This window comes from Mesorhizobium sp. BH1-1-5, assembly GCF_020165615.1.
Taxonomy (GTDB): Bacteria; Pseudomonadota; Alphaproteobacteria; order Rhizobiales; family Rhizobiaceae; genus Mesorhizobium.
In genome coordinates this window covers 99,400-122,876 of the sequence record NZ_JAIUIM010000006.1, presented here as the reverse complement: position 1 = coordinate 122,876, position 23,477 = coordinate 99,400, and the positions used below count along the sequence as shown (strand labels likewise).

The 23,477-nt window shown below is 64.1% G+C and carries 20 protein-coding genes and 1 pseudogene; 4 read left to right on the top strand and 17 right to left on the bottom strand.

What is annotated here, in order from left to right:
- Nucleotides 1-76: 76 nt before the first annotated feature.
- The 6 genes from LB572_RS10125 to LB572_RS10100 all read right to left on the bottom strand — a co-directional run bounded on the left by LB572_RS10125 (nucleotide 77) and on the right by LB572_RS10100 (nucleotide 7,585).
- Nucleotides 77-1,015, bottom strand: a complete 939-nt coding sequence (locus LB572_RS10125) for an ABC transporter substrate-binding protein (protein WP_224667627.1) — start codon at nucleotides 1,013-1,015, stop codon at nucleotides 77-79.
- 81 nt (nucleotides 1,016-1,096) lie between these two features.
- A complete protein-coding gene (locus LB572_RS10120) occupies nucleotides 1,097-1,924 on the bottom strand; it encodes an SDR family NAD(P)-dependent oxidoreductase (RefSeq protein WP_224667626.1) in 828 nt (275 codons plus the stop codon).
- Between the two features lie 18 nt (nucleotides 1,925-1,942).
- Complete coding sequence (locus LB572_RS10115) at nucleotides 1,943-2,713, bottom strand: glucose 1-dehydrogenase (protein ID WP_140801979.1); 771 nt, start codon at nucleotides 2,711-2,713, stop codon at nucleotides 1,943-1,945.
- A gap of 8 nt (nucleotides 2,714-2,721) precedes the next feature.
- Entirely contained in the window at nucleotides 2,722-3,228 is a 507-nt protein-coding gene (locus tag LB572_RS10110; protein WP_224667625.1) for an acetone carboxylase subunit gamma, read from the bottom strand.
- Between the two features lie 5 nt (nucleotides 3,229-3,233).
- Nucleotides 3,234-5,429: a hydantoinase B/oxoprolinase family protein gene (locus LB572_RS10105; protein WP_224667624.1), complete on the bottom strand. Its 2,196-nt coding sequence runs from the start codon at nucleotides 5,427-5,429 to the stop codon at nucleotides 3,234-3,236.
- A gap of 14 nt (nucleotides 5,430-5,443) precedes the next feature.
- Nucleotides 5,444-7,585: a hydantoinase/oxoprolinase family protein gene (locus tag LB572_RS10100; RefSeq protein WP_224667623.1), complete on the bottom strand. Its 2,142-nt coding sequence runs from the start codon at nucleotides 7,583-7,585 to the stop codon at nucleotides 5,444-5,446.
- A gap of 110 nt (nucleotides 7,586-7,695) precedes the next feature.
- Between LB572_RS10100 and LB572_RS10095 the strand changes: the two genes are divergently transcribed.
- The 3 genes from LB572_RS10095 (at nucleotide 7,696) to LB572_RS10085 (ending at nucleotide 11,385) form a co-directional block, all read left to right on the top strand.
- Nucleotides 7,696-8,475 carry a helix-turn-helix domain-containing protein gene (locus tag LB572_RS10095; protein WP_224667622.1) on the top strand — a complete coding sequence of 260 codons (780 nt, stop codon included), beginning with the start codon at nucleotides 7,696-7,698 and terminating at the stop codon, nucleotides 8,473-8,475.
- 142 nt (nucleotides 8,476-8,617) lie between these two features.
- Nucleotides 8,618-9,283: a bifunctional DNA primase/polymerase gene (locus LB572_RS10090; RefSeq protein WP_224667621.1), complete on the top strand. Its 666-nt coding sequence runs from the start codon at nucleotides 8,618-8,620 to the stop codon at nucleotides 9,281-9,283.
- Nucleotides 9,280-11,385: a glycosyltransferase gene (locus LB572_RS10085; protein WP_224667620.1), complete on the top strand. Its 2,106-nt coding sequence runs from the start codon at nucleotides 9,280-9,282 to the stop codon at nucleotides 11,383-11,385. Before LB572_RS10090 ends, LB572_RS10085 begins: the two co-directional genes overlap by 4 nt.
- Before the next feature lie 22 nt (nucleotides 11,386-11,407).
- Here the strand turns inward: LB572_RS10085 and LB572_RS10080 are convergent, their stop codons facing one another.
- From LB572_RS10080 to LB572_RS10030, 11 genes are all read right to left on the bottom strand, one after another.
- A complete protein-coding gene (locus LB572_RS10080) occupies nucleotides 11,408-12,400 on the bottom strand; it encodes a glycosyltransferase family 10 fucosyltransferase (RefSeq protein WP_224667619.1) in 993 nt (330 codons plus the stop codon).
- Nucleotides 12,401-12,476: 76 nt separating this feature from the next.
- A complete protein-coding gene (locus LB572_RS10075) occupies nucleotides 12,477-13,052 on the bottom strand; it encodes a DUF1349 domain-containing protein (RefSeq protein WP_140802375.1) in 576 nt (191 codons plus the stop codon).
- A gap of 19 nt (nucleotides 13,053-13,071) precedes the next feature.
- Nucleotides 13,072-14,511, bottom strand: coding sequence for an aldehyde dehydrogenase family protein (locus tag LB572_RS10070; protein ID WP_140802374.1), 1,440 nt, complete (start codon nucleotides 14,509-14,511; stop codon nucleotides 13,072-13,074).
- 217 nt (nucleotides 14,512-14,728) lie between these two features.
- Nucleotides 14,729-15,214, bottom strand: a complete 486-nt coding sequence (locus tag LB572_RS10065) for a hypothetical protein (protein WP_140802373.1) — start codon at nucleotides 15,212-15,214, stop codon at nucleotides 14,729-14,731.
- Between the two features lie 69 nt (nucleotides 15,215-15,283).
- On the bottom strand, nucleotides 15,284-16,351 hold the full coding sequence (locus tag LB572_RS10060) for an ABC transporter ATP-binding protein (protein WP_140802372.1): 1,068 nt from the start codon (nucleotides 16,349-16,351) through the stop codon (nucleotides 15,284-15,286).
- Between the two features lie 3 nt (nucleotides 16,352-16,354).
- A complete protein-coding gene (locus tag LB572_RS10055) occupies nucleotides 16,355-17,203 on the bottom strand; it encodes a carbohydrate ABC transporter permease (RefSeq protein ID WP_140802371.1) in 849 nt (282 codons plus the stop codon).
- Entirely contained in the window at nucleotides 17,203-18,126 is a 924-nt protein-coding gene (locus tag LB572_RS10050; protein WP_140802370.1) for a carbohydrate ABC transporter permease, read from the bottom strand. The genes LB572_RS10055 and LB572_RS10050 overlap by 1 nt, the downstream gene beginning before the upstream one ends.
- Before the next feature lie 230 nt (nucleotides 18,127-18,356).
- Entirely contained in the window at nucleotides 18,357-19,634 is a 1,278-nt protein-coding gene (locus LB572_RS10045) for an ABC transporter substrate-binding protein (protein WP_224667618.1), read from the bottom strand.
- A gap of 25 nt (nucleotides 19,635-19,659) precedes the next feature.
- On the bottom strand, nucleotides 19,660-20,862 hold the full coding sequence (locus LB572_RS10040; RefSeq protein ID WP_224667617.1) for a PLP-dependent transferase: 1,203 nt from the start codon (nucleotides 20,860-20,862) through the stop codon (nucleotides 19,660-19,662).
- A complete protein-coding gene (locus LB572_RS10035; protein WP_140802367.1) occupies nucleotides 20,859-21,590 on the bottom strand; it encodes a FadR/GntR family transcriptional regulator in 732 nt (243 codons plus the stop codon). Before LB572_RS10035 ends, LB572_RS10040 begins: the two co-directional genes overlap by 4 nt.
- Before the next feature lie 122 nt (nucleotides 21,591-21,712).
- Entirely contained in the window at nucleotides 21,713-22,417 is a 705-nt protein-coding gene (locus LB572_RS10030; protein ID WP_224667616.1) for a DJ-1/PfpI family protein, read from the bottom strand.
- A gap of 86 nt (nucleotides 22,418-22,503) precedes the next feature.
- Between LB572_RS10030 and LB572_RS10025 the strand changes: the two are divergent.
- Nucleotides 22,504-23,449: pseudogene (locus tag LB572_RS10025) on the top strand (GlxA family transcriptional regulator).
- The last annotated feature ends 28 nt before the right edge of the window (nucleotides 23,450-23,477 follow it).

The window sequence follows — 23,477 nt, the reverse complement described above, 5'->3', positions numbered from 1 at the left end:
GATTGTTCGCCCGGCTCCGCGCATTGCGAAAGCCGGGTCGTTGTTGCCCTCAGCCCTTGTCAGGCATATCGGCGAATTATCCCTTGGCGCCATCCAGCCAAGGTTTCCACACCGCCTCGTTCTTGTCGATCCATTCCTTGACGACGGCGTCGAGGTCCTTGCCCTGCTTGTCAACCGCCAGCATCAGCTTCTGCTGCTCGGTCGCGTCCATCTTGAAGGCCTTCAGGAAGGTGTAGGCCGCCGGCCATTTGGCGCCGAAGCCGGACCAGACGATCTTGTCAACATCGGGCGGCGTGATGCAGTGCTCGTTGGTCTGCTCCTTGCAGGGCGGCATCGTCACCCAGCCGACATCGTTCTCGGCCAGCGCGTAATGCGGACCCCAGAACATCATGATCAGCGGCGTCTTGGCCGCTTCTGCTGCTTCGAGCTCCGCGACCAGCGCGCCTTCCGACCCCGACGGCACAGCGGTGTAGGGCATGCTGTTGTCGGCAAGGATGGTCGCCGCTCGCGAGCCCCAGTCGGACGGGTAGTCGAGGAAGCGGCCATTGGGCGCCGTCTCGGGCGTCGACAGCGCCTGCACGCATTCGGGCTTGCTCAGCGCAGTCCAGTCCGGCAGGCCGGGACAAACCTTTTCCATGAATTTCGGGTAGATCCAGCCTTCCTGGGTCTTCAGGTCGAGCTTGCCGATGTCCTCGATCTGCTTGGCAGCCAGCACCTTCGGATAGATGTCGCCGACATTGTTCAACCAGATCTCCACCGAGGCGCTGAGCGAGCCGTCGGCGAGCCCTGAGAATTGCGGGAAGTTGCCGGCGGTGACGTATTCGACCTTGTAGCCGAGCTTCTCGAGAATCTGGCCGGCGATGTGGGTGGAGACGTGCGCGCCGGTCCATTCCAGCATCGCCAGCTTGATCGGCTCGTCCTTGGCGCCGAGATCGGCGCTTTGCCCGGCCGTCGTTGCGGCAAGCATCAGCGCCAGGCCAATTCCGGCCCCTTGCAAGGCATTTCCTATCTTCATGTCAGTTCCCCTGTTGGTTGATGGTCCTTCTGTTTATGCCGGCCCCTCCCACGAGACCGGGATCCATCACCCCGACCGACGCTACCACAAGGCGCCGCCGGTGATCTGGATATTTTCCATGGTGATCCCCTTGGCGAGATCCGAGCAGAGGAACACCGCGAGCGCGGCGATCTCCTCCGGCTGCATCATGCGCCCCTGGGGATTGCCTTTCCTGAACTCGTCCATCAGTTCCTCGGCGCTGCGGCCCTTGCCTTCGCGCTCGACGACCTGCGCCACATTGCGGCGCATCAGTTCGGTCTCGACCCAGGTCGGGCTGATCATGACGCAGGTGACGCCATGCGCAGCACCTTCGAGCGCCACGCAGCGCGTCAGGCCGAGCAGCCCGGCCTTGGAAGCGCAGTAGGCCGGATTGTCCTTCCAGCCGACGGAAGCGGCCGTCGAGCCGATGTTGACGATGCGGCCCCAGCCGCGCTCGATCATGCCCGGCAGCACCGCGCGCGTGGTGCGGAAGGCGCCAGTGAGATTGGTGTCGACGATCTTGTCCCAGAGTTCGTCGGAATGACCGCAGACCGGCTGCTCGGCCGTGGTGCCGGCGGCGTTGACCAGGATGTCTGCCTGGCCGACGGCCGCCTGGGCTTGCGCGAAGAAGAGGTTGGTGAGCGCGCTGTCGCGCACGTCGAGATGGGCGGCATGCACCTTGGTGCCATGTGCGGCCAGCGCCGAGCGCACGCGCTCGATCTCGTCCGCGCCGGGATAATAGGCGGCGTCGACCCTGCCCGCCTGCGGCGAGGCCACATAGGAGCCGACGGCAACGTTGGCGCCGGCCTTGGCGAGCGCCGTGGCGATGGCGAAACCCATGCCGGAAAAGCCACCGGTGACGATGGCGCTGCGGCTGGTGAGGTTGGTCATCGCGAACGCACTCCGTGTTCACACTGCAAGATAGCCTCCATCGACGACCATTTCGGAGCCGGTGACGAATTTCGATTCATCCGAGGCGAGGTAGAGAACCATGTAGGCGATGTCGTTCGGCTCGCCGAGGAAGCCTATCGGGTGGCGGGAAAGCGCCTTGGCTTTCTCCTGCTCGAGCTTGCCCAGATCACGCAGGTAGTTCTCGGTCTGCGGCGTCCAGATATAGCCCGGATGGATGGAGTTGCAGCGGATGCCGTAGCGCTGCTCGGCGCAATGCACGGCGACCGCCTTGGTCAAGGTGCGCACGCCACCCTTGGAGGCACAGTAGGCGGCAAGCTCTGCCTCGCCGATGATGCCGTCGATGGAGGAAAGGTTGATGATCGATCCGCCGCCGGATTTCTTCATCAGCTTGATGCCTTCCTGGCAGCCGAGGAAGACGCCGTCGAGATTGATCGCCATGGTGCGCCGCCATTCGGCGAGCGTCGTGTCCTCGACGTTTTTGGCGATAGCGATACCGGCATTGTTGACCAGCACGTCGAGCCGCCCGAAGCGCTGCTCGACCGCCTCCATGACGGCCGGCCAGTCCTCGGGCTTCGAGACGTCGTGGCGAAGCGCCAATGTCTCGCCGCCCGCCTTGACGATCTCCGCCGCCGTATTGCCGGCGAGGCCTTCTTCGATGTCGCTGACGACAAGCCTGGCGCCTTCCGCCGCCAGCAGAAGCGATGACGCCCGCCCGAGGCCGAGACCGGCCCCGGTCACGAGCGCTACCTTGCCTGCGACGCGGCCCATTCTCGGCGTCAACCTCCCTTGTTAGCCGGCTCCAGCGGTTTACCCAGCCAGTCGCGGTAAAATCCTTCGAGGTCCGGCTCGAAATCATGCACGATCGGGTAGCCCGGCGCGGCCGCCTCGACTTCGTGTAGCGTGCCGCATTCCGGGCAGATGAACTCGCGGATTTCCATCCAGTCCGGATCCGGCAGGTCGCTGTTGGGGTAGATCTCGCGCAGCGTTTCCTCGCTGTCGCGCACGATGATTGAAGCGTTCAGCTTCCAGTTCTTGCGGTAGTCGCCGAAGGAATGACCGCATTCGCATTTCGTCACCCGTTCCTCGCCGCTCTGGCAGATGAAGAGATGGTCGCCCACGGGGAGCAGGATCGGGTCCTTCCAGCCGACTCGGTCCTGCAGCACCGCGACATATTTGAAGAAACGATCGTCGTCCTTGTAGGCGCTCATGATGCGGCGCGTCTGCGGCCAGGGCAGCGTGCCGGCAACCAGGTCGGCGATGACTTCCTTGCTGTATGAGGTCATGGTCCTTACTCCACGCCGAAGGTCGACTTGGCATCGACATCCCAGAAACTCGAAAAGTCCTTGGTGAAGCGCGACGAAAGCTTGATCGCGCTGGCATACATCTTCTTCACCTCGGGCGCGAAGTCGGCGGCTTTCACCCGTTCGCGCTCCTTGGCGACCCACTCCGAAACCGGCTTCGCGCGGGCCAGGCGCTTTGCCCGCATGTCGGCGCGATGGCGCTTGGTGGCGTCCAGATTGGCGACCGGAAAACCTTCCTCGTCCTCGTCGAGCACGATGCCGAAGATGCCTTCTGCCGCTTGCCTCGTGAGGAAGCCGTTCTCGACATCCCAGGCGGTCTTGACCGGGTCCCGCTCCAGCACGTCGCCGTAGCCGCCGCCGCCATTGTAGGAGTGGGTGAAGACGTCGCCTGTCTTGTGCGGCGCGGTGATATAGGGCCCTTCCATCGTCACATGCTGGCCTTCCAGCCGCACCTCCAGCTCCGAGCGGTATGGGTTGGTGCCGGTGTGATGCGCCAGCGGCGCGCCCTTTTCGGCAAGCTCGAAGATGTTCGAGTCGCGCACCGCGCGGTGCTTCTGGCAGGTCGGCGCCGGATAGCCGCCGCAGAGACCGCCATTGTCGAAGACGCGGGAGGAGTGCTCCGACGTCACCAACCTGAGATGATCGGTCTTCGAGACCAGCCAAGTCGACAGGAAGGAACAGCCGCCGCGATATTTGCCGGCGCCGCCCGAGTTGGGAACGATGGAACGGCCTATATAGAGCATCGGCATGTTCTGTTCCCAGATCTCGATATTGCCCATGTCGGATTCCGGGTTCCAGCCGACATAGGCGGTGTCGAGGCCGTCCTTGATCGCCAGCGCGCCCGAGCCGGCGGCGGCGCATTCGAAATGCGCCATGCCGAACGGCGTGCCGTACTGGCTGGTGCCTCCCATCTCGATCATCGGGCTGTTGACCTGGCCGACGAACGCTTCCTCGACGAAGCCACGCGCGATGAAGGAGCGCGACAAGAGCCGCTGGAAGACGCCGTAAGCCGGCAGGAGAAGCGCCCAGGATGTGGCGGTCGCCACCATCTCGTTGTCGGGATTGGTCCAGGTGCCGTGCGGCAGCTTCAATTCGGTCGCCATCCAGGCGCCGTCATTGACCAGGCCCTCGAAGTTCATGTGCTGGGTCAGCGTCACGAACATGCCGCCATCCATGCCGGCCGGCGTGCAGTTCATCGAATGGTAGCCCCAGGGCTGCGTGCCCTCGAAATCCATGATGATCTTGCCGTCGGACCTAATCTCCATCTCGATCGGCATGTTGTAGAGCCAGTCGGGATCGCCGAGCGGCTGGTAGCCTGGCTTGCCGGCGGTGACATGGCCATAGAAGGTGTGGCCACGATAGATGCCGGGCACGGTGAGCTGGCGGGTACGGGCAAGCTGGGCGCGGCGCCCTTCCTCGATGAACTCCTTCGACACCTGCATCCAGTAGTCGAGGCCGATCTCGTCGATGAGCGCCTTGACGCTTTCGCGCATGTCGATACAGGAGGCGACCTTGGCCTTCTCGTCGAGCACCCAGTAGATCGGCATCCTGAGATTGCGCTCGCAGCGGATGACGTAGTCGCGCCTGAGCTCATCGTTCTCGCCGACCTTCTCGGCGCAGACGAACAGGCCTTCGGTGAAGCGTTCCTGTGCAAGTGCGACGTCGCCGCCGGGTGTGATGCCGCCGGCCTCAAGCTCGTGACAGACGGCGCCGGCCCAACCGACCAGCTTGCCCGAATGGAAGATCGGTACGACGTCCATCACGTCGGGCACCTGCACGGTGCCTATGAAGGCGTCGTTATTGGCGAAGATGTCGCCGTCGCGGATTCGCGGGTTTTCCTCGTAGCCGTTGCGGATCATCCATTTGATGAAGCGGCTCATCGTGTGCACATGCACCATGATACCGTTGGAGAGCGCGATGGCGTCGCCTTCCGGCGTGTAGATGGCGACGACCATCTCGCCGACCTCGCGCACGCCGGGCGAGGCGGAGATGCGGCGCGCCATCTCGCGGGCCGAGACGCAATAGGCGCGCAGCTTGGTGTGCAGCGTCTCGAATTTCAGCGGGTCCTGGTTGCGCAAATGGAGTTCCGTGATGCCGTCATAGCAGCCGGTCTCTTCCATCAGCCGTTCGGATTCGATCAGCCGCTCGCGGATGCGCAGCGCAGAGGCGGGTTTGTCCAGCATGGCGTTCGCCCTTCTCAAGCGTGGGTGTAGTGCAGCAGCGTCCATTCATCGACATGGACGCGGTCCTGCGGATGGACGACGAGGGTCGTCGCCGGGTGTTCGATGATGGCCGGGCCGATGACCTCATGGCCGGGCTGGAGCAGGTCCATCTCGTAGAGATTAGCCTTGTGCCAGCGGCCACCGATATAGGCTTCGCGCACGCCCTTGTGGGCGGATGCCGGATCGGACTTGCCCAGCGGACGCTTGACCAGCGTCGGCTTGACCTTGTCGGCGGTGGCGATCAGCCCGAGCTCGGTGATCGAGAAGCCGGCCTCGCCATAGCGCGAGACGCGGTGGTTGACCTTGGCATAGACCGCCTCGAACTCGGCGATGACCTTGCGCATGTCGTCAGCCGATTTGATCGCCGACAGCGGCGCGATCACCTCGACGTCCTCGAGCTGGCCGGTGTAGCGCATCATCAGGAACGGCACGGTCTTGATCTTGTCGCGGCCATGGCCGTCGGCGATCATTTCGTCGACCGCTGCCCTGGTGAGATCGTCCCAGACAGCTGTGACCTTCGCGCCGAAAGCCTGCAGCTCGTCATCGCTGGCGCGCGCGCCGATGTCGATCTGCGTCGACACCGAGTGGCGGCGCATGAAATCGGCGGTGGTGCAGCCGAAGGCCGAGAAGGCGGCGGCGAACTGGAAGGTGATGATGTCCTTGAAGCCGATGCCCCTGGAGCAGCCGGCCAGATGCAGCGGCCCGGAGCCGCCATAGGAGAGCAGCGTGAATTCCGAGGGGTGGATTCCCTGACCGGAGATGACGCGGCGCAGCGCATTGTTGGCGTCGGCCTCGAGCATCTCGATCATGCCTTCGGCCGCTTCCTCGACGCCGACGCCGAGCAGGCGCGAGCATTTCTCCTCGAAGGCCTTCCGAGCTTTCTCGACCTGCAGCACGACCTTGCCGCCGAGGAAGTAATGCGGGTTCAGCCGGCCGAGGATGGCGTCGCAGTCGGCGATGGTGGGCTCAGTGCCGCCCTTGGCGAAGCAGATCGGGCCAGGATCGGAGCCGGCGCTTTCCGGTCCGAGCGAGACCTTTCTGGTCAGCGGGTCGACCTTGAGGATCATGCCGGCGCCGGCGCCGATTGTGTCGAGATGCAGCGTCGGCACGTTGAGCTTGAAACGGTCCATCAGCGGCTCGTTCTCGATCCGCGTCTGGCCGCGCGTGATGACGCCCATGTCGAAGGAGGTGCCACCCATATCCGAGCAGATCAGCGAGTCGTTGCCGATCAGCTTGCCGACATAGGCAGCACCCAGGATGCCGCCGATCGGCCCGGAGATCATCGTCTCGTGCAGGCGCGGGTGGTTGATCGAGGTCAGGCCGCCGAAGGAAAGCAGCGTCTGCACGCCATATTTGAAGCCGTATTTCTTCGAGACGTCCTCGATGCCCTTGAGCTGCTTGCGGCCGCGCGAGGTGGCGTAGGCTTCGATCAGCACCGAATTCAGCCGCGACTGCTCGCGGATGACCGGACGCACCTCATGGCTGGTGTAGACCAGGATGTCGGCGCCGGCAGCAGCGATCTCCTCGCGGCAGATCTCGGCGATGCGTTTCTCATGCGCCGGATTGACATGCGAGAAGACGGTCATGATGCAGATCGCCTCGACCTTGTCGGCGATGAGCTTCTTCGCTGCCGCATGCGCCTCGTGCTCGTAGAGCGGCAAGATGACGTCGCCGAACTGGTCGATGCGTTCGGTGACGCCATAGGTGCGGCGGCGCGGCACCAGCGGATCGGGATGATGGTGGGTCACCGCATGCAGGCGGTCGGCATAGGAATAGTCGGCCCAGGCCTGCAGACCGCGGCCCATCAGGATCATGTCCTCGAGGCCCTTGGTGGTGATCAGCCCTAGCTTGCGGCCGGTGCGCGACAACAGCGTGTTGAGCATGCCGGTGCCGGAATAGAGCACCACATTGACGCCCGAGAACAGGTCCTGCAGCGAGATGCCCCAGGCATCGGCCGCGTCCTCCGCTGAAGCGAGGAAGCCTTCGGCCTCGTTCTTCGGCGTGGTCGCCGATTTGCCGATCTTGAAGTGGCCGTCCTGATCGACAAGGATCGTGTCGGTCATGGTGCCGCCGGCGTCGATGCCGATGACGATTGGGTTGGTAGTGATCTGGTTCACGGGTCGCCTTCCCTTATCGAGAATGACCACAGGCTAGATTCCCGAAGCCGGATCGCGCCATATGCCTAAAGACACAATGACCGCGCGGCGCGGTTCGCCGAGAAAAGGGCATGCGCATGGGCAATATCTGGGCGCCGCTGGCCAAGGCGATCGCCGCCACCGGCACCGACCGGCATGTCGACTGCCTGATCGACCTGATCGGCGCCGACATCGCGCATGACCTGGTGACGGTGACGCGCTATTCGGCGACCAGGACGCCGGAATTCGTCAAGCACCGGCGCTTCTCCGACGAGATGGTGCGGCGCTACCTCGACAACTATTACGTCTTCGATCCCTTCTACGCATCCTGGCGACGCGAACGGCGCCTCGGCATCATGCCGCTCAAAGGGCTTGCCGACGAGGAAGCCAAGCGCGGCCAATACATAGCCGGCTTCCTGGCGCAATCGGAGATTTGCGACGAGGTCGGCATCATGCTGGCCGACGGCGGCGACTGGTGCCTCGGCATCTTCCTCGACCGCTCGACGGTGTCGTTCAAGGACAGCGAGATCGCGCTGCTGACCGAGCGGCTGCCGGTGTTCGAAGCGCTGCATGCGCTCGACATCAAGGCGCGCGGCTCAGACTTTTCCCGCACTTCGGCGCCGAGCGGTCCCGGCGCCTCGCCGCAGCAGAAGCCGAGCATTCCGGAAGGCCTCTGGCCCGAGCTTTCAGCGCGCGAGCGCGAATTGGTGCAGCTTATCCTCGCGGGGCATCCGACCGCCAACATTGCCGAGCGGCTCGGCATCACCGTCGGCACGGCGAAGAACCACCGCCGCCGCATTTACGAGAAGCTCGACATCACCACCGAGCGCGAACTCTTCCTGCAATTCTTCCATCACCGGATGGAGGTGTAGCCAGCAGCGGTGCTTCGACGATGCGATCAGGGCGCGTATTCTGCCTGCATAGATCGCAGTAACGTGATGAACAACCGGCGCAGTTCTCCATCCAGTGCTTGACGAGAATAGCGCCGGCAAAAAGGATCGAGCAGGAAATTCCGTGGGGTACTGGCGAATGCAGCCCGGGGGACTGACCGAATATGCCATAAGCCTGCTCGAGCGCGGCTATATCTGCTTGCCGCTTCGTGCCGGCGGCAAGCACCTCGACCTTGCAGCGATGGAGTATGACCCGCTGCACCTGCGGACGTTGCGCAAGGATCTGAAGGAGCTGGCCTTCACCTCCATCACCTTCCAATTGGCGCAGAAGCCGCCGACGAACGGCGACACCGCGCGCTGGTTCCGCGACTTTGCCGGCAATGTCGGCATATTGGGAGGGTTTTCCAACCTGATGATCCTCGATTTCGACGACGCCGTCGGCTACCAGGCCTGGCTGGCCGATCACAAGGCGATCGCGAACGCGACGCCGATAGCAAGGTCGCCAAGCGGGTTTCACGTCTATCTGAGGACACGCGAGCCGATGGTCTCCTCCAGCCTCCATTTCGGCTTGCGCCGGGTCGGTCACGTCAAGGCGCTCGGCGGCTATGTGGTCGGCTCCCCTTCAGTGCTCAGGGACGGTTCCTCCTACAGCTGGGTCAAAGGCCAGTCGCCGTTCGATATCGAGCCGCGGGTCGTCGATGGTCTTGGCAGTCTTTCGCTGCGCCCGGTGTCGCTGCTCAAGTATTGCTACAACCGCCTGCTCAAGCGTGGCTTCTTCGAACGGCAATGAACGGCTCAGCGGTTATCAGCGTCGTTATCCCGGCAAGAAATGCGGCTGCAACGATCGAGACGGCGCTGGGCAGCCTTCTATCCGACAAGCCGCTTATCCGCGAGATTTTGCTGATCGACGACGGATCGGATGATGGCACGGCGGACATCGCCTTGCAGACCGCCCGACGCCTCGGCCTGCCCATGGGCGTGGTAAGCACACGACTGGGCAGCGCGGGCGCGGCGCGCAATGCGGGGATCTCCCGGGCCAGGGGCGATTTCATCTTCTTTCTCGATGCCGACGATGCGGCGATACCCGGAAGCCTGTCGGCGCTTAGATCCGCCCTTGCCGGGAGCGGCGCCGGGCTGGCGATCGGCGCAAGCATCAGGCGCACGAAAGGCCGGCCGGACAAGGTCAAGACGCCGCATGGCTACGGTCCGGACAGGCGCTTGAACACAAGCCGGTATCTGCGCAACGAGCTCTGGCCGATCGCCATGGGAAGCGCGCTGGTGGCCAATTGGGCGACAGCCGGCATTCGCTTTCCGGAAACGATCGGCCTCGACGAGGACACCTGCTACTGGGCCTCGGTGCTCGCGCGCACCGATGCCGTCACGATCGACACGCCGGTGCTCTTCTACCACCATGACGAGGAACGGATGGCGCGGCGCTTCATCACGGCGCCGCGCAAGACGTTCCTCGCCATAGCGCGCGAGCTCAACGGCCTCGCGGCCGCCGGCGTCGGTCGGGAAGCCCTGCAATGGCGAAAGGCCTGGATAGCGCAGCGCATTGCCCGTCAGCTCATCAAGCACGGGATGTTCGCGGATGCGGCCGGCATGATGCGCGCTGTCAAGACGCACAAGGAGCTCGGCCGGAGATGGAAAGCGCTGCAATATCGAGCCAGGATCGGTATCGGGCAATTGGCGAAGAGCAGGCCCTCCTTACCAGATCCGGCGGCGCCTCGGCGCACATTGATCATCAGCGTCGACCCGGCCTACCCGCCCGTCTCCGGCGCCGACCTCAGGACCTTCGGCAATGCGGCGGCGGCGGCGGAATTCGGACCCGTCTGCCTTGCCTCTGTGCGGCCTCCGGCAGGCCCGGAACGCCCGCACGGCATCCGCATGGCCTGCCTGACCACGGGCTCGGACAAGCGCTCGCGTTCACTGGGCTGGGGCAGGATCAAGGGCGAGGTCCGGATTCCGCGACTTGCGTTGGCGCGCCTCGAGGCCCTGGTGCGCGCGTTCCGCCCGGACACGATCGTGGTCGAAAGCATTCCATTGTTCAAACTGTTGCGGCCTTTGCGGCCGCTGACCGGACAGCTCATTCTCGACATGCAAAATGTCGAGTCCGATCTTGCCGTCCAGATGCTGCCTGGCAACGACCGGCTTGCCATCTCGCCGGACATAAGACGGCTGGAACGGAAGGCAGCTGAAATCGCCGACCGCATCTGGGTCTGTTCGAGGACGGACCGGGAGCGGTTCAAGACCATCGCTGCGAATACGGTGCGGGTCGATGTGGTGCCGAATGGCATTCCACGGGCCGAAGCTCTGCCCCGGACGCTTCCGGCGTCGCCCGGTCTGTCCGATGGATTTCCGGTGATCCTCTTTGTCGGCCATCTCGGCTACGGACCGAATGTCGACGCGGCCGAGCGGCTGGCCGGCGCCATCCTGCCGCGCATCCGGCACGCCCTGCCGAGGGCAAGGCTGATCCTGGCCGGGCGGTCGCCCAATGCGGCCGCGCGCGCCCTGCCGACGCGTGACGGCGTCACATTGGTTGCCGATCCGCACGATGTGGGCCTCCTGTTGTCGGCCGCCCATCTCTGCATCGTCCCACTGCGGATGGGGGGAGGCACGCGCGTCAAGATCCTCGAGGCGATGGCTTACGGCGTCCCGGTGATCGCGACACCGCTGGCGGCGGAGGGGCTCGACCTCACCGACGGCCAGGACTTGCTTTTGTCCGATACCGACGAGGGCCTTGCGGAACTTGCCATCGAACTTTGCTCCGATCCCGACCGCATGGCCGGCTTGCGCGCCTGCGCCCATGACACGGTCTGGTCCCGGTTCGGGCCGCAAGCGATCCGTGACGCGGTGCGCCATGGCCTGGGGCTGGACGCTACCGGCCGATGACGCCAGAGCTAGCCCGCGGCAATCAGCGTTCGTGAAACTTTCCAGACAAACGGCGTAACCGCGTCGACAGGAACCTCTTAAAGCCCAATGGCAAATAAGGCCGCCCCGTTGGCGGGCCGGCGCGGAGAGACAGGCGTTGCCGCACCAATTCGGCGAGACGGTTTTCTGGCCGGCTGGCGGTGAGTTCCAATTGTCTTGTCAGACGTTCCGGCAGCGGTTTCGAGCGCCAATCGAAATAGGCCTCATATGCTTGCGGCGTCTCGGCCAGATAGCGGAGATAAGCGGCGAGCTCGGCCGACGTACCGAAGGACGCGGCGTCGATATAGGAGCCGTCCGGGACGAACGCCGCGGCGTTGGGCGCGCCGAGATAGACGGGCACCGTGCCGGCGGCGAGCGGATCGAACATCTTCTCGGTGACGTAGTCCGGCGCGATGGAGTTCTCCAGCGCAAGGCAGAAAGGGTATCGGCCTATGGTTTCGAGCTTGGTCTGACGGCCGAGGTCGGGGCTCGCGATTTCGCGGTTGGGCCGATATCGGCCGTAGCAATCGACCGCGATGTGCCGGGACAGTTCGGTAATGAATGTGTCGCGACCGCTCTTGTTGAAGCTCGACGACTGGAAATGCACCGCCGGCGCGCTCTCGTACTTGAGCGGCATCGGCGCACGCCGCGCCGCTTCCCACCAGTCCGCATCCGGCAGATAAGGCGTCCAGATGTCCGTTCCCGTTTCATAGGTCATGGTGATGTCGAAGTGCCGCATGAAAGCCGCATCGGCCATCATAGGATAGTTGACGACGCTCTCCATCGACCAGGCGACCCAGAGCTGGCCGGGATATTTGCGAGCGTCGCCGATCTCGCGATAATTCGGCAGATGGAAAACCACCGCATCGGCCTCGGCAAGCCGGCGCCGGTCGTTGGTCCATTCGACTGGAACGGCGCATTGCGCTATGGCCGCGATGTCGACGGGTCGATTGAACCAGCGCGTCCAGAAGAGGATCAGCGGAGCATTTGACGGCATCGGGTCCTTCGGATCAGGCGACGCGCCGTCTTACGCCTTTCCCCGCAATTGCGAAAGAACAGCGCCTTTGCCGGGTTCAGTCGTGCAGGTCCCGTGAAATCGCCGGCCCGATCGTGAAGCCGGAAAATGTCACCTCAAAACCTTCGCGCTGCGGCGAGCAGCACATCATGCCGACATCGACCGATTTCGAGATCGGAAAGTAGGCCAGCCGCACCGGCTTCCAGTGGCCATCCGAGGCGTCCAGATACTGGATGCGGATCGCCTCGGCGTGACGGGTCAGGCGGATCCTGACGCCGTCCTTGCCGGCGGCGATGGCGACCAGCGACCAGTCGGAGGTGTCGTTGGTGACGACGACGGAGAAGTAAGCCAGGCCGTCGGTGTATTCGATGCCGGCCTTGATCCAGTGCGTTTCGCTGAGGCGAAGCATCAGCCCGGCCTGATCGTAGAGCACCTTGTAGTCGCCCTTGACGGTGACCTCGGCGCTGAAGTCACCTTCGACGGGACGGTAGAGGAAATGGCCGTTGTCGCGCCAGAAACCATAGAAGGTCTCGCGCCAAAAATCGGTCTCCTTGCCCGTCCGACAGGTGAGCGCGCCGTCGCCGACCGTGTGGTGCGGCGGCGGGTTGAGCCATATCATGTCGGCCACGCTCATCGATCTCCCCCGAACTTGATCAGCCGGCGAATGTATAGGCGGTCTTCACCGTGGTGTAGAACTCCATGGCGTAGCGGCCCTGCTCGCGCGGACCGTAGCTCGAGCCCTTGCGGCCACCGAACGGCACATGAAAATCGACGCCCGCAGTCGGCAGGTTGACCATGACCATGCCGGCTTCGGAATTGCGCTTGAAATGCGTCGCATGCTTCAGGCTGGTCGTGCAGATGCCGGAGGTGAGGCCGAACGGCGTGTCGTTGGCGACGCTGAGCGCCTCGTCATAGTCCTTGACGCGGATGACGTTGGCGACCGGGCCAAAGATCTCCTCGCGCGAAATGCGCATCGCATTGTTCGAGCCGACAAACAACGCCGGCTGCAGATAGAAGCCTGGCGTGCCGCGCTCCAGCCGGTCGCCGCCGAAGGCGAGCTCGGCGCCCTCCTGGCGGCCGATGGCGATATAGTCCTCGTCCTGCTTGAGCTGCGTCTGGTCGACGACCGGGCCGATCTGGGTCTTGGCGTCGAGCGCGTCGCCGATGACGAGCTTGTCCAGGCGCTCCTTCATGGCGTCGACGAAACGGTCGTGGATGCCGTCGGTGACGATGAGACGCGAGGACGCGGTGCAGCGCTGTCCGGTCGAGAAATAGGCGCCGTTGACGGCGCAATCGACGGCGACGGCCAGATCGGCGTCATCGAGCACGACGAGCGGGTTCTTGCCGCCCATTTCGAGCTGGAACTTGCGCATGTGCTCGACGCTGGCGGCGGCGACGCGCTTGCCCGTGCCGACCGAACCGGTGAAGGAGATGGCGTTGACGTCGGGGCTGTCGAGCATCGCCTGGCCGACCACCGAGCCCTTGCCCATGACGAGGTTGAGCACGCCCTTGGGCAGGCCGGCGCGGTGCAGGATATCGACGATGGTCCAGGCGCTTTCGGGAACGAGCTCGGCCGGCTTGAAGACGATGGTGTTGCCGTAAGCGAGCGCCGGCGCGATCTTCCAGGCGGGGATGGCGATCGGGAAATTCCACGGCGTGATGATGCCGACGACGCCGACGCCCTCGCGGGTCATCTCGACGCCGACGCCCGGCCGAACGCTCGGCACCATCTCGCCCGACAGGCGCAGCGTCTCGCCGGCGAAGAAATCGAAGAGCTGCGCGGCGCGGATCGTCTCGCCGACGCCCTCGGCCAGCGTCTTGCCTTCCTCGCGGGCGAGCGAGCGGCCGATCTCGTCCTTGCGCGCCATGATCTCGTCGGAGGTTTTCTTCAGCACCGCGTGGCGGGCCAGCGGCCCGGAGCGCGACCAGGCCGGAAAGGCCGCCTTGGCCGCCGCGATGGCCTGCTTGGCCTGCTCCGGCCCGGCCGAAGCATATTCGCCGACGACATCGTTGGTGTTCGACGGGTTGATGTTGCGCGAGCCGGCCTCGCCAAGCCACTCGCCATCGATCAGGTTCTTGCGGTGCACGGTCATCTTGGTTCCTTGAATTTTGGTCGCGGCGGCCATCGGCCGGGTCAATTGTCAGACAAATGATATAGTCATTGTCCGGGAGGAGGTCTACCCGCGATCTTAAACCTAGAGCGTTCACCGTTTCAGGGAAACGGCGAACCGCTCTATCTCCTTGTTTGACGCAATTCCGGACGGAAAACCGCCCACACTTTTCCTGGAATTGCTCTGAAGCCGGATCGCGTCAGGTCGAGAACGACCAGAACAGGCAGGCGAGCGTGACCGCGCCGAAGACGACGAAGAACAGGCTTCTGAGCAGGATATTGCGGCGAAGATCGTTCATGGTGAGGTGTGCCGCCACGATCGCCGCGACGAACAGGAAACGCCAGTTGAAAAGCGCCCAAAGCACCTCATGCTGGCCGAAGGCCCATCTGGCGAGCAGCGAGCCGACGATGGTCGAAAACAGCATGAGCGTCGCCCAGAAGATCGCGTCGGCGGCATGGGTCAGCACGATGCCGGCGGCGCGGATCGGCAGGATCATCATCAGCGTCGCGCCAAAGAAATACACGGCGGCGATCGCCAGGAAGGAGCCGGCGTCGGCGATGCCGTCGAGACGCTTCACGCCATACGCGCCATAGGGATAACCGTGCCTCGCCACGGCCAGTGACAGCGCCATCAGCAAGGCGCTCAAAACCGTGACCAGTGCGAATGTGCCGAGAGCCTTGCTCATGCGATTTCCTGTCGAGACGAATCAACAGGGACGATTTTAGCCTACGGTCCTCCGGCCTGCATCGACGCCCTAGCCGATCCGGTTTCCGCTCTTCGGATCGAAGAGATGCAGCGCCGCCGGATCGGCGGCGAGGCGGATGGTGTCGCCCGGCCTCACGTCACTGCGGCCCATGACGAAGACGCAGATCTGCTGGTTGGCCAGCCTGACATAGAACTGCGTCGACAGGCCGAGCGGCTCGACCACCTCGACCTTGGCCTTGAGCGCGCCATCGTCGACCAGCTTGATGTGCTCGGGCCTAAGACCGATGGTCAGCGCATCGCCATCGCTCAGTGGCAGGCCATCCGGCAATCGCAGCTTCTGGCCGTCGGCGAGCACGGCGTCGACCTTGCCGCCCTTGGCCACCTTAGCCGGCAAGAAATTCATGCCTGGCGAGCCGATGAAGCCGGCGACGAAGGTGTTGGCCGGCCGGTCGTAGAGTTCGAGCGGACGGCCGACCTGCTGCACGTAACCGTCATGCATGACGACGATGCGGTCGGCCATGGTCATCGCCTCGACCTGGTCGTGGGTGACATAGACCGAAGTGGTCTTGAGCTGCTGGTGCAGCGCCTTGATCTCGGCGCGCATATGGACGCGCAATTTGGCGTCGAGGTTGGAGAGCGGCTCGTCGAACAGGAACACCTTCGGGTCGCGCACGATGGCGCGGCCCATGGCGACGCGCTGGCGCTGGCCACCGGAAAGCTGGCGCGGCAGGCGGCCGAGATAGGGGTCGAGGCCGAGCCGCTTGGCGGCGGCGCCCACCCTGTCGTCGATCGCCGTCTTCTCGGCCTTCTTCAACAGCAGGCTGAAGCCCATGTTCGAGGAGACATCCATATGCGGGTAGAGCGCATAGGACTGGAACACCATGGCGATGTCGCGGTCCTTCGGCGCGACGTCGTTGACCAGGCGCTCGCCGATATGGATCTCGCCGCCGGTGACCTCTTCGAGGCCGGCGATCATGCGCAAGAGCGTGGACTTGCCGCAGCCCGAAGGGCCGACCAGCACGACGAATTCGCCGTCGGCGATTTCCAGATCGACGCCGTGCAGGATGCGCAGCGCGCCGTAATCCTTCTCGACGTTTTGCAGCGTGACGGAAGCCATCTTTTATCCTTTGACCGCGCCGGCGGTGAGGCCGGTGACGAGATAGCGTTGCAGGAAGGCGAAGAAGACGCAGACCGGGATCAGTGCCAGGATGGACGCTGCCATCATCTGCCCCCAGTCGACGGCGAACTTGCCAATGAAAGTGAGCAGGCCGACGGCAAAGGTCTTCTGCTCGTCGCTGGAGATCAGCATCAGCGCGAACAGCAATTCGCTCCAGGCGGCGGTGAAGACGAAGCCTAGCGTCGCGCCCATGCCGGGCAAGGTCAGCGGCACGATCACTCGACGCATCGCCTGCGCCCGCGTGCAGCCGTCGATCATCGCCGCCTCCTCCAGGTCCTTCGGGATGCCGTCGAAGAAGGACTGCATGAGAAAGGTGGCGAAGGCGGTGTTGAAGGCGGTGTAGATGATGATCAGCCCGATCAGGCTGTTGGTCAGGCCGAGATCGCCCATGATGCGGTAGATCGGCGGGATGACCATGACCAGCGGGAAGGTCTGGGTCAGCAGCAACAGGATCGCCAGCGTCGCCTTGCCGCGAAAGGTGAAGCGCGACATGGCGTAGCCGGCGAGCGTGGCGATGATCGTGACGAACGCCGCCGTCGACACCGAGACGATGACGCTGTTGAGGAAATAGCGCGGAAAGTCGGAGGCTTCGAGCACCGTGGCAAAATTCTTGAGCGTCGTCTGCGACGGCCAGAAGGTGATGCCTTCGGAGTAGAGGAGGCGCTCGGGCGTCACCGAGATCTTCAGGGTCCAGAAGATCGGGAACAGCGCGAAGATCACGTAAGCGGCTATTGCCGCGTAGAGGCCGATGCCGCCGAAAATGCGCGAGGAGTTGGAGCGACCGGCGATCATCAGACGTGCCTCACCAGCGTGCGGCGGATGGCGATCAGCCCGATGGCATAGGCGATGAGCAGCACCAGAAGCAGCACCGCCACCGCCGACGCATAGCCTTTGTCCAGCGATTTGAAGGCACTGACATAGATGTAGACCGGCACCGTGCTGGTCGAGCCGGCCGGCCCGCCCTCGGTCATGACGAAGATCAGGTCGGCGAAAGTGGCGATCCAGATGGTGCGCAGCATGACCGTGATGACAATGGTCGGTGCCAGGAAGGGCAGCGTCACCTTGGTGAAGCGCTGCCAGGGCGAGGCGCCGTCGATGGCCGCCGCCTCATGCAGTTCGGACGGGATCGACTTCAGCGCGGCGAGCAGCGTGATGGCGAAGAAGGGGATGCCGAACCAGATGTTGGCGACGATCGGTCCCCACATTGCGGTGGCGGGATCGGAAAGCACATTGGTCGGCTCAGCCTTCAGGCCCAGCGCGAACAGCCAGTGCGGCAGCGGCCCGATGATCGGGTTGAACAGCCAGGCCCAGGTGAGACCCGAGAGGAAGGACGGCACCGCCCAGGGCAGGAACACCACCGCCTGCACGACCTTGCGGCCGTAGAACGGCTTGTCGAGAAGCAGCGCAAGGCCGAGGCCAAGGAAGAACTGAAAGAACAGGCTGGCGACCGTCCACCACAGCGTGTTGATCAGCGCCTGGCCGAGCACCTGGTCCGAAAACATCGCCTGGTACTGGGCAAGGCCGACATATTGCGACTTGAAGGCCGAGAATTTGCGGAAGGAATAGCTGATGCCGATGATCAGCGGCACCAGAAGCACCAGGACCAGCAGGACGATAGCCGGCGAAAGATAGAGCCATGGCTCGATCGCGGCCTTTGTCAGCCGCTGCTTGCGCGGCCGGGCGACGGATCGGACTTCGGACACTGCGTAGGTCATACGGTGCTCGCGTTGGAGGGTTGGTGCCGGGGACGGCAGCCTCCTTCTCCCCGCTCACGGGGAGAGGATGCCGGCAGGCAGATGAGGGGCAGCGCTATGCTCGCAGAACTTGGCGCTGCCCCTCATCCGGGCATTTCCGTGCATGTCGTTGTCCCAAAACCGCTTCGCACTTTTGGCGACATGCATCGCGTGACACCTTCTCGCCGTCAAACGGGGAGAAGGAAAGAAGGTCACTTCTTGTTCTTGGCCAGCCAGTCCTGCTGTTCCTTGGTCAGGAACGCCGCCCATTCGTCGGCCACCTGCTTGGCCGGCTTCTGGCCGAGCAGAACTTCCTGGAAATTCTTGATCGCCACCTGGTCGACGAAGTTGCCGAGGTTTTCGAGATGGGTCGGCGGCGTCACCATTTCATATTTGGAGCTGTCGCTGAGCTCGGTGAACCAGCCCTTGAACTGCTCGGTCTTGAAATGGGCGTCCTGGTCTGCGCCGTTGTGGATCGGCACGACGCCGACTTCCTTGGCCCATTCCAGATTGTCCTTCGGCGACAGCAGCGTCGCCATCAGCTTCCAGGCCTCGTCCTTGTGCTGGGAGTTGGCGAACATCGCCCAGCCGGCATAGCCCAGCGTCGGATAGGATTTGCCACTCGGGCCGACCGGCAACGGCGCCACGGCGAAGTCGTCGGCGCTCATCTTGTCGGCGATGCCGAGCAGCGCGTCCGGATCCTGGTTGAGCATGGCGCAGGTGCCGGAATAGAAGCCGGTCACCGTTTCGTTGAAGCCCCAGCTCACGGCGTCCTTCGGCGCCAGGCCGTTCTTGTACATGTCGGCCAGCATCTGCAGGCCCTTGACCGAGCCTTCGTCGTTGATGGTCGAGGTGCCGTCTTCGTTGAAATAGCCACCCTTGCCGGCGGCGATGTTCATGAACATGTGCATGCCGTTGAAGGCGCCGGGCCCGCCGCGCAGGCAGTAGCCGTATTTGCCGGGAATGGCCGAGATCTTCTTGGAATCCGCGACAAACTCATCGAGGGTCGCCGGCGGGCCGTCGAGGCCGGCTTCCTTGAACAGCCTCTTGTTCCAGAACAGCGCGTTCACGTAGTAGCCGTAGGGGATCATGAACTGCGTGTTGTTGACGGTCGAGCCGAACTGCTTGGCGCGGTCGCCGAGCGTCTTGGCGTCGTCCCATTTGGCCATGAAGGGACCGAGATCCTCGAGCTGACCATTGTTGGCGTAGAGGCCCATCCAGCGTTCCGGCATCTCGACGACGTCGGGCGTGTCGCCGGCCTGCACCATGGTGAGGAACTTCTCGAAGGCCTGACCCCAGGGCAGCGAGACCACCTCCACCTTGATGCCCGGATTGGCGGTCTCGAATTCCGCGATCTGCTTCTTCAGGAATTCGGTGCGCGGCGGGCTGGTGATGACCTCGACCAGCTTGATGGTGGTGTCGGCCAGCGCGCCGCTGGCGGAAATCGCCAGGCCGGCGACGGCGGCGAGCATGAAGGTCAGTCTTTTCATGTTCAGGACTCCCATTTTCGATCCGTTATTTTTTTGACTTGTCGAAGGCCTGGGCTATGTCGGCCCAGAGGTCCTCGACATTTTCCAATCCGACATTGAAGCGGATGGTTCGGGGGCTGACGCCGAAGCGCGCCATCGAATTGATGCCCGGCGTCTGCTCGAGCGAGGCTTTTGCCGGCACGACCAGGCTTTCATGGCCGCCCCAGCTGACGCCGATGCGGAAGAATTTCAGTGCATCGACGAAAGCCGGAATGTCGACATCCTCGGTGACCTCGAAGGAGAACAGCCCGGCATAGCCGGCTAAAGTCTTCTTGCCGGGGTGGTTGGAATAGGCGGGGTGGTTGACCCGCTCGACCTTGCCATGCGCCTTGAGCCGCTCGGCGATGATGAGCCCGCTCTTCATGTGATGCGGCAGGCGCAGCGGTAGCGTGCGCAGGCCGCGCAGCAAGAGCCAGCCTTCGAAGGGCGACAGCTTGCCGCCAAGCTGGGAATAGGTCTGCTCGTTGATGTGCTTGATGTGGGCAGCCGAGCCCGCCACCACGCCAGCGACGGTGTCGCTGTGGCCGCTCAGATATTTGGAAGCCGAATGCAGCACTAGGTCGACGCCGTGCGAGATCGGCTTCTGGAAGACGGGGGTGGCCCAGGAATTGTCGATGGTGGTGACGATGCCCTGTTCCTTCGCCAGCCGCGTCAGATGCTCCAGGTCCTGCAACTCGAACATCATCGAGGTCGGGCTTTCGAGGTAGAGCAGCTTGGCGCCGGGAAGTGCCGCGGCGACCGCATCAGGATCGGCGCCGTCGACATAGTCGACCTTGATGTGCAACCGCGGGAACAGGCGCTCGAACAGCCGATAGGCGTCGCCATAGCAGTTGCGCACGGCGACCATGCGCTCGCCGGCGCCGACGAAGGCGAGCACGGTGGCGCTGATCGCCGCCATGCCGCTGGAGAAGCCGCGCGCGGCTTCGGCGCCTTCGAGCGCCGCCACACGCTTTTCGAATTCCATCACCGTCGGATTGTCGCCGCGCGAATAGATCGGCTGCTTTCTTCTGCCGGCAAAAGTGTCGGCCATGTCGGCGTAGTTGGTGAAGGTGAACAGCGACGTCTGGTAGATCGGCGGCACCACCGCGCCGCCGGGAAACGGCTCGTCATGCGCCAGAAGCGTCGCCGCCTCGCCGAGATAGTCGCTGGCCAGGGAGGCCGGATCGAAAGTGTTTGGCTGCTCGTTCATCTGCGGTCCGAAAGTTTGAGGTTGGCGGCACCGCGCTTCAGATCGTCCTCGACGGTGGCGATCAGCTTCAGCGCCTCGGCGCGAGCGCCGTCGGGGTCACGTGCTGCGATGCGGTCGAAGATGGTGCGGTGGTAGGGGAAGCTGGCGTGGCCGAAATCGCGCACGCCGAGCGGATGTTCCCAGAAGCGGTGGAACATCTCGTACATGGCGGCGATGATCTGCTCGAACAGCGGGTTGCCCGAGGCCCGGAAGACCGCCTGGTGGAATTCCCAATCCTCGTCCGAGGACATGCCGGCGCGGGTCCGGAAGGCCTCTTCCATGATGTCGAGCTTGCGCTCGATCTGGGCGATCTCGGCCTTGCCGGCACGAATGGCGCAAAGGGCCGCGGCCTCCGCCTCCAGCGCGCGGCGGATCTCCAGCGTGGACATCAGCCCGGCGAAGTCGTTGCCGCCGGCCAATGTCAGCGGCATGTGCAGCATGTCGGGCGAGACGGCGGCCTTGAGATAGGTGCCCGAGCCCTGCCGCCGCTCGACGAGGCCGAGCCCCTCCCAGCGGGTCAGGGCCTCGCGAACCGTGTTGCGGCTGACCTTGAGACGTTCGGCGAGGATGCGCTCGGTCGGCAGTTTTTCACCGGGGCCCAAGGCCTCTTGCCGAACGAACCCCGCCAACGCCTTCAGCACCGCGTCATCGCGGGCCGTCGTCTGGATGGGGGGCAGGAAATCGGTCACGCCGGTCGCGCCTAAAGTGGTTCAATGGTCCAACCAATTTCTGCACAGCACAGGGGACGTGTCAACAGTCGAAACGAGGCGGAGCCGAACTGCGTGGACAACTGCCATCCGGCTCTGTCGTTTCAGGCGCGGATGCGCGCCGGCGTGGCTGCGCCCTCCTGGCGCCAGCGCGCGAACATTTCCTCGCGCACCCGCCTCGAACTAGAAAGCCGCTGCTTTGCCTCCGCCAGGACAGAAGGCGAAGCCTCGGCGGGCGTGCCGGAGCGGAAGGGAGGCGCCGGCGCATATTCGAGCGAGAGCTGCACGATTTCCGCTTCGGCCTGGCCGAGCAGCCTTGCGACGAGCGCCAGGCCGAAATCGATGCCCGAGGTGACGCCGCCGGCGGTGATCAGCTTGCCATCCTCGACGACCCGCGCATCGACAGGGATCGCGCCGAACTCCTCCAAAAAATCATGCGCATACCAGTGCGTGGTCGCCCGCTTGCCCTTGAGCAGCCCGGCCGCGCCGAGCACCAAGGCGCCGCTGCACACCGAGGTGATGTAGCGTGCCTGTGCCGCACGCTCCCAGACGAAGTCGAGAACCGCCTTGTCCTCCAGCAGCGCGTTGACGCCGCCACCGCCTGGAATGCACAGCACGTCGAGAGGCGGACAATCGTCGAAGGTCGCTGTCGGCGTGAGGGAAAGACGCGTCGACGACGTCACCGGATTGCGATCCTTCCAGATCAATTCCACCTCGGCGCCCTTGACCGTTGCCATGACCTCATAAGGCCCGGTGAGGTCGAGCTGCTGGACGTTGGGAAATACGAGGATGCCGAAACGAAGCGACATGGGAATCTCCTTGGGTTGACTTCTGGCAGCCTACGCCATCATGCTTTGGCACGATTGCCATTCAGCCCTCGTTTCAGGCCAAACCCATGCGCCGTATCGAAATCCTCGCTTATCCCGACATCCAGCTCCTCGATGTCAGCGGACCGCTTCAGGTGTTCGCCAGCGCCAACGACTTCAGGACGCAGGCTGGCGAAGCGCCGGCCTATGAGGTCGTGGTCGTCGCCGCTTCGCCGCGTGTCAGGACATCGTCGGGTCTCGTGCTGGAGGCAGCAGCGCTGCCGGCGCACGGGCTCGCTATCGACACGCTGATCGTGCCTGGCGGATGGGGCGTCAACGCGGCCTGTGAAGACCCTGAGCTGGCGCAGTGGATCGTCGGCCGCTCGCGCGATGCCACGCGCACTGCCTCCGTCTGCAGCGGCGCCATGCTGCTGGCGCAGGCCGGCCTGCTCGACGGCCGCCGTGCGGTTACCCATTGGGGACGCTGCACGGAGTTCGCCAAGCGCTTCCCAGCGGTCCGGCTCGAACCCGACCCGATCTTCATTCGCGACGGCAATGTGTGGACCTCCGCGGGTGTGACGGCGGGCATCGACCTTGCTTTCCTTCGTCGAGGCCGACCTTGGCCGGCGCATGGCGCTGGCGGTGGCGCGCGAGCTGGTCGTCTTCCTGAAACGCCCCGGCGGCCAGGCGCAGTTCAGCCAGACCCTCAAGCTGCAGGAAGGCGACGGGCGCTTCGATCGGCTGCATGGCTGGATCCTGGACAATCTGAGCGGCGACCTTTCGCTGGAGCACTTGGCCGAGCACGCCAATATGAGCCGGCGCAGTTTCTCGCGGCACTATCAGGAGGCAACAGGGCGCACGCCTGCCCGCGCCATCGAGGAGATCCGGATCGAGGCGGCGCGGCGGATGCTGGAACGGGGGCAGACGGTCCGCCAGACGGCGCGACGCTGCGGCTTCGGCTCCGAGGAAACGATGCGGCGCGGCTTTCTACGCGTGCTCGGCACCAACCCGCGCGACTACCGCGAGCGCTTCTGATCCACAGACAGGTCGCCAATCGGGCGAT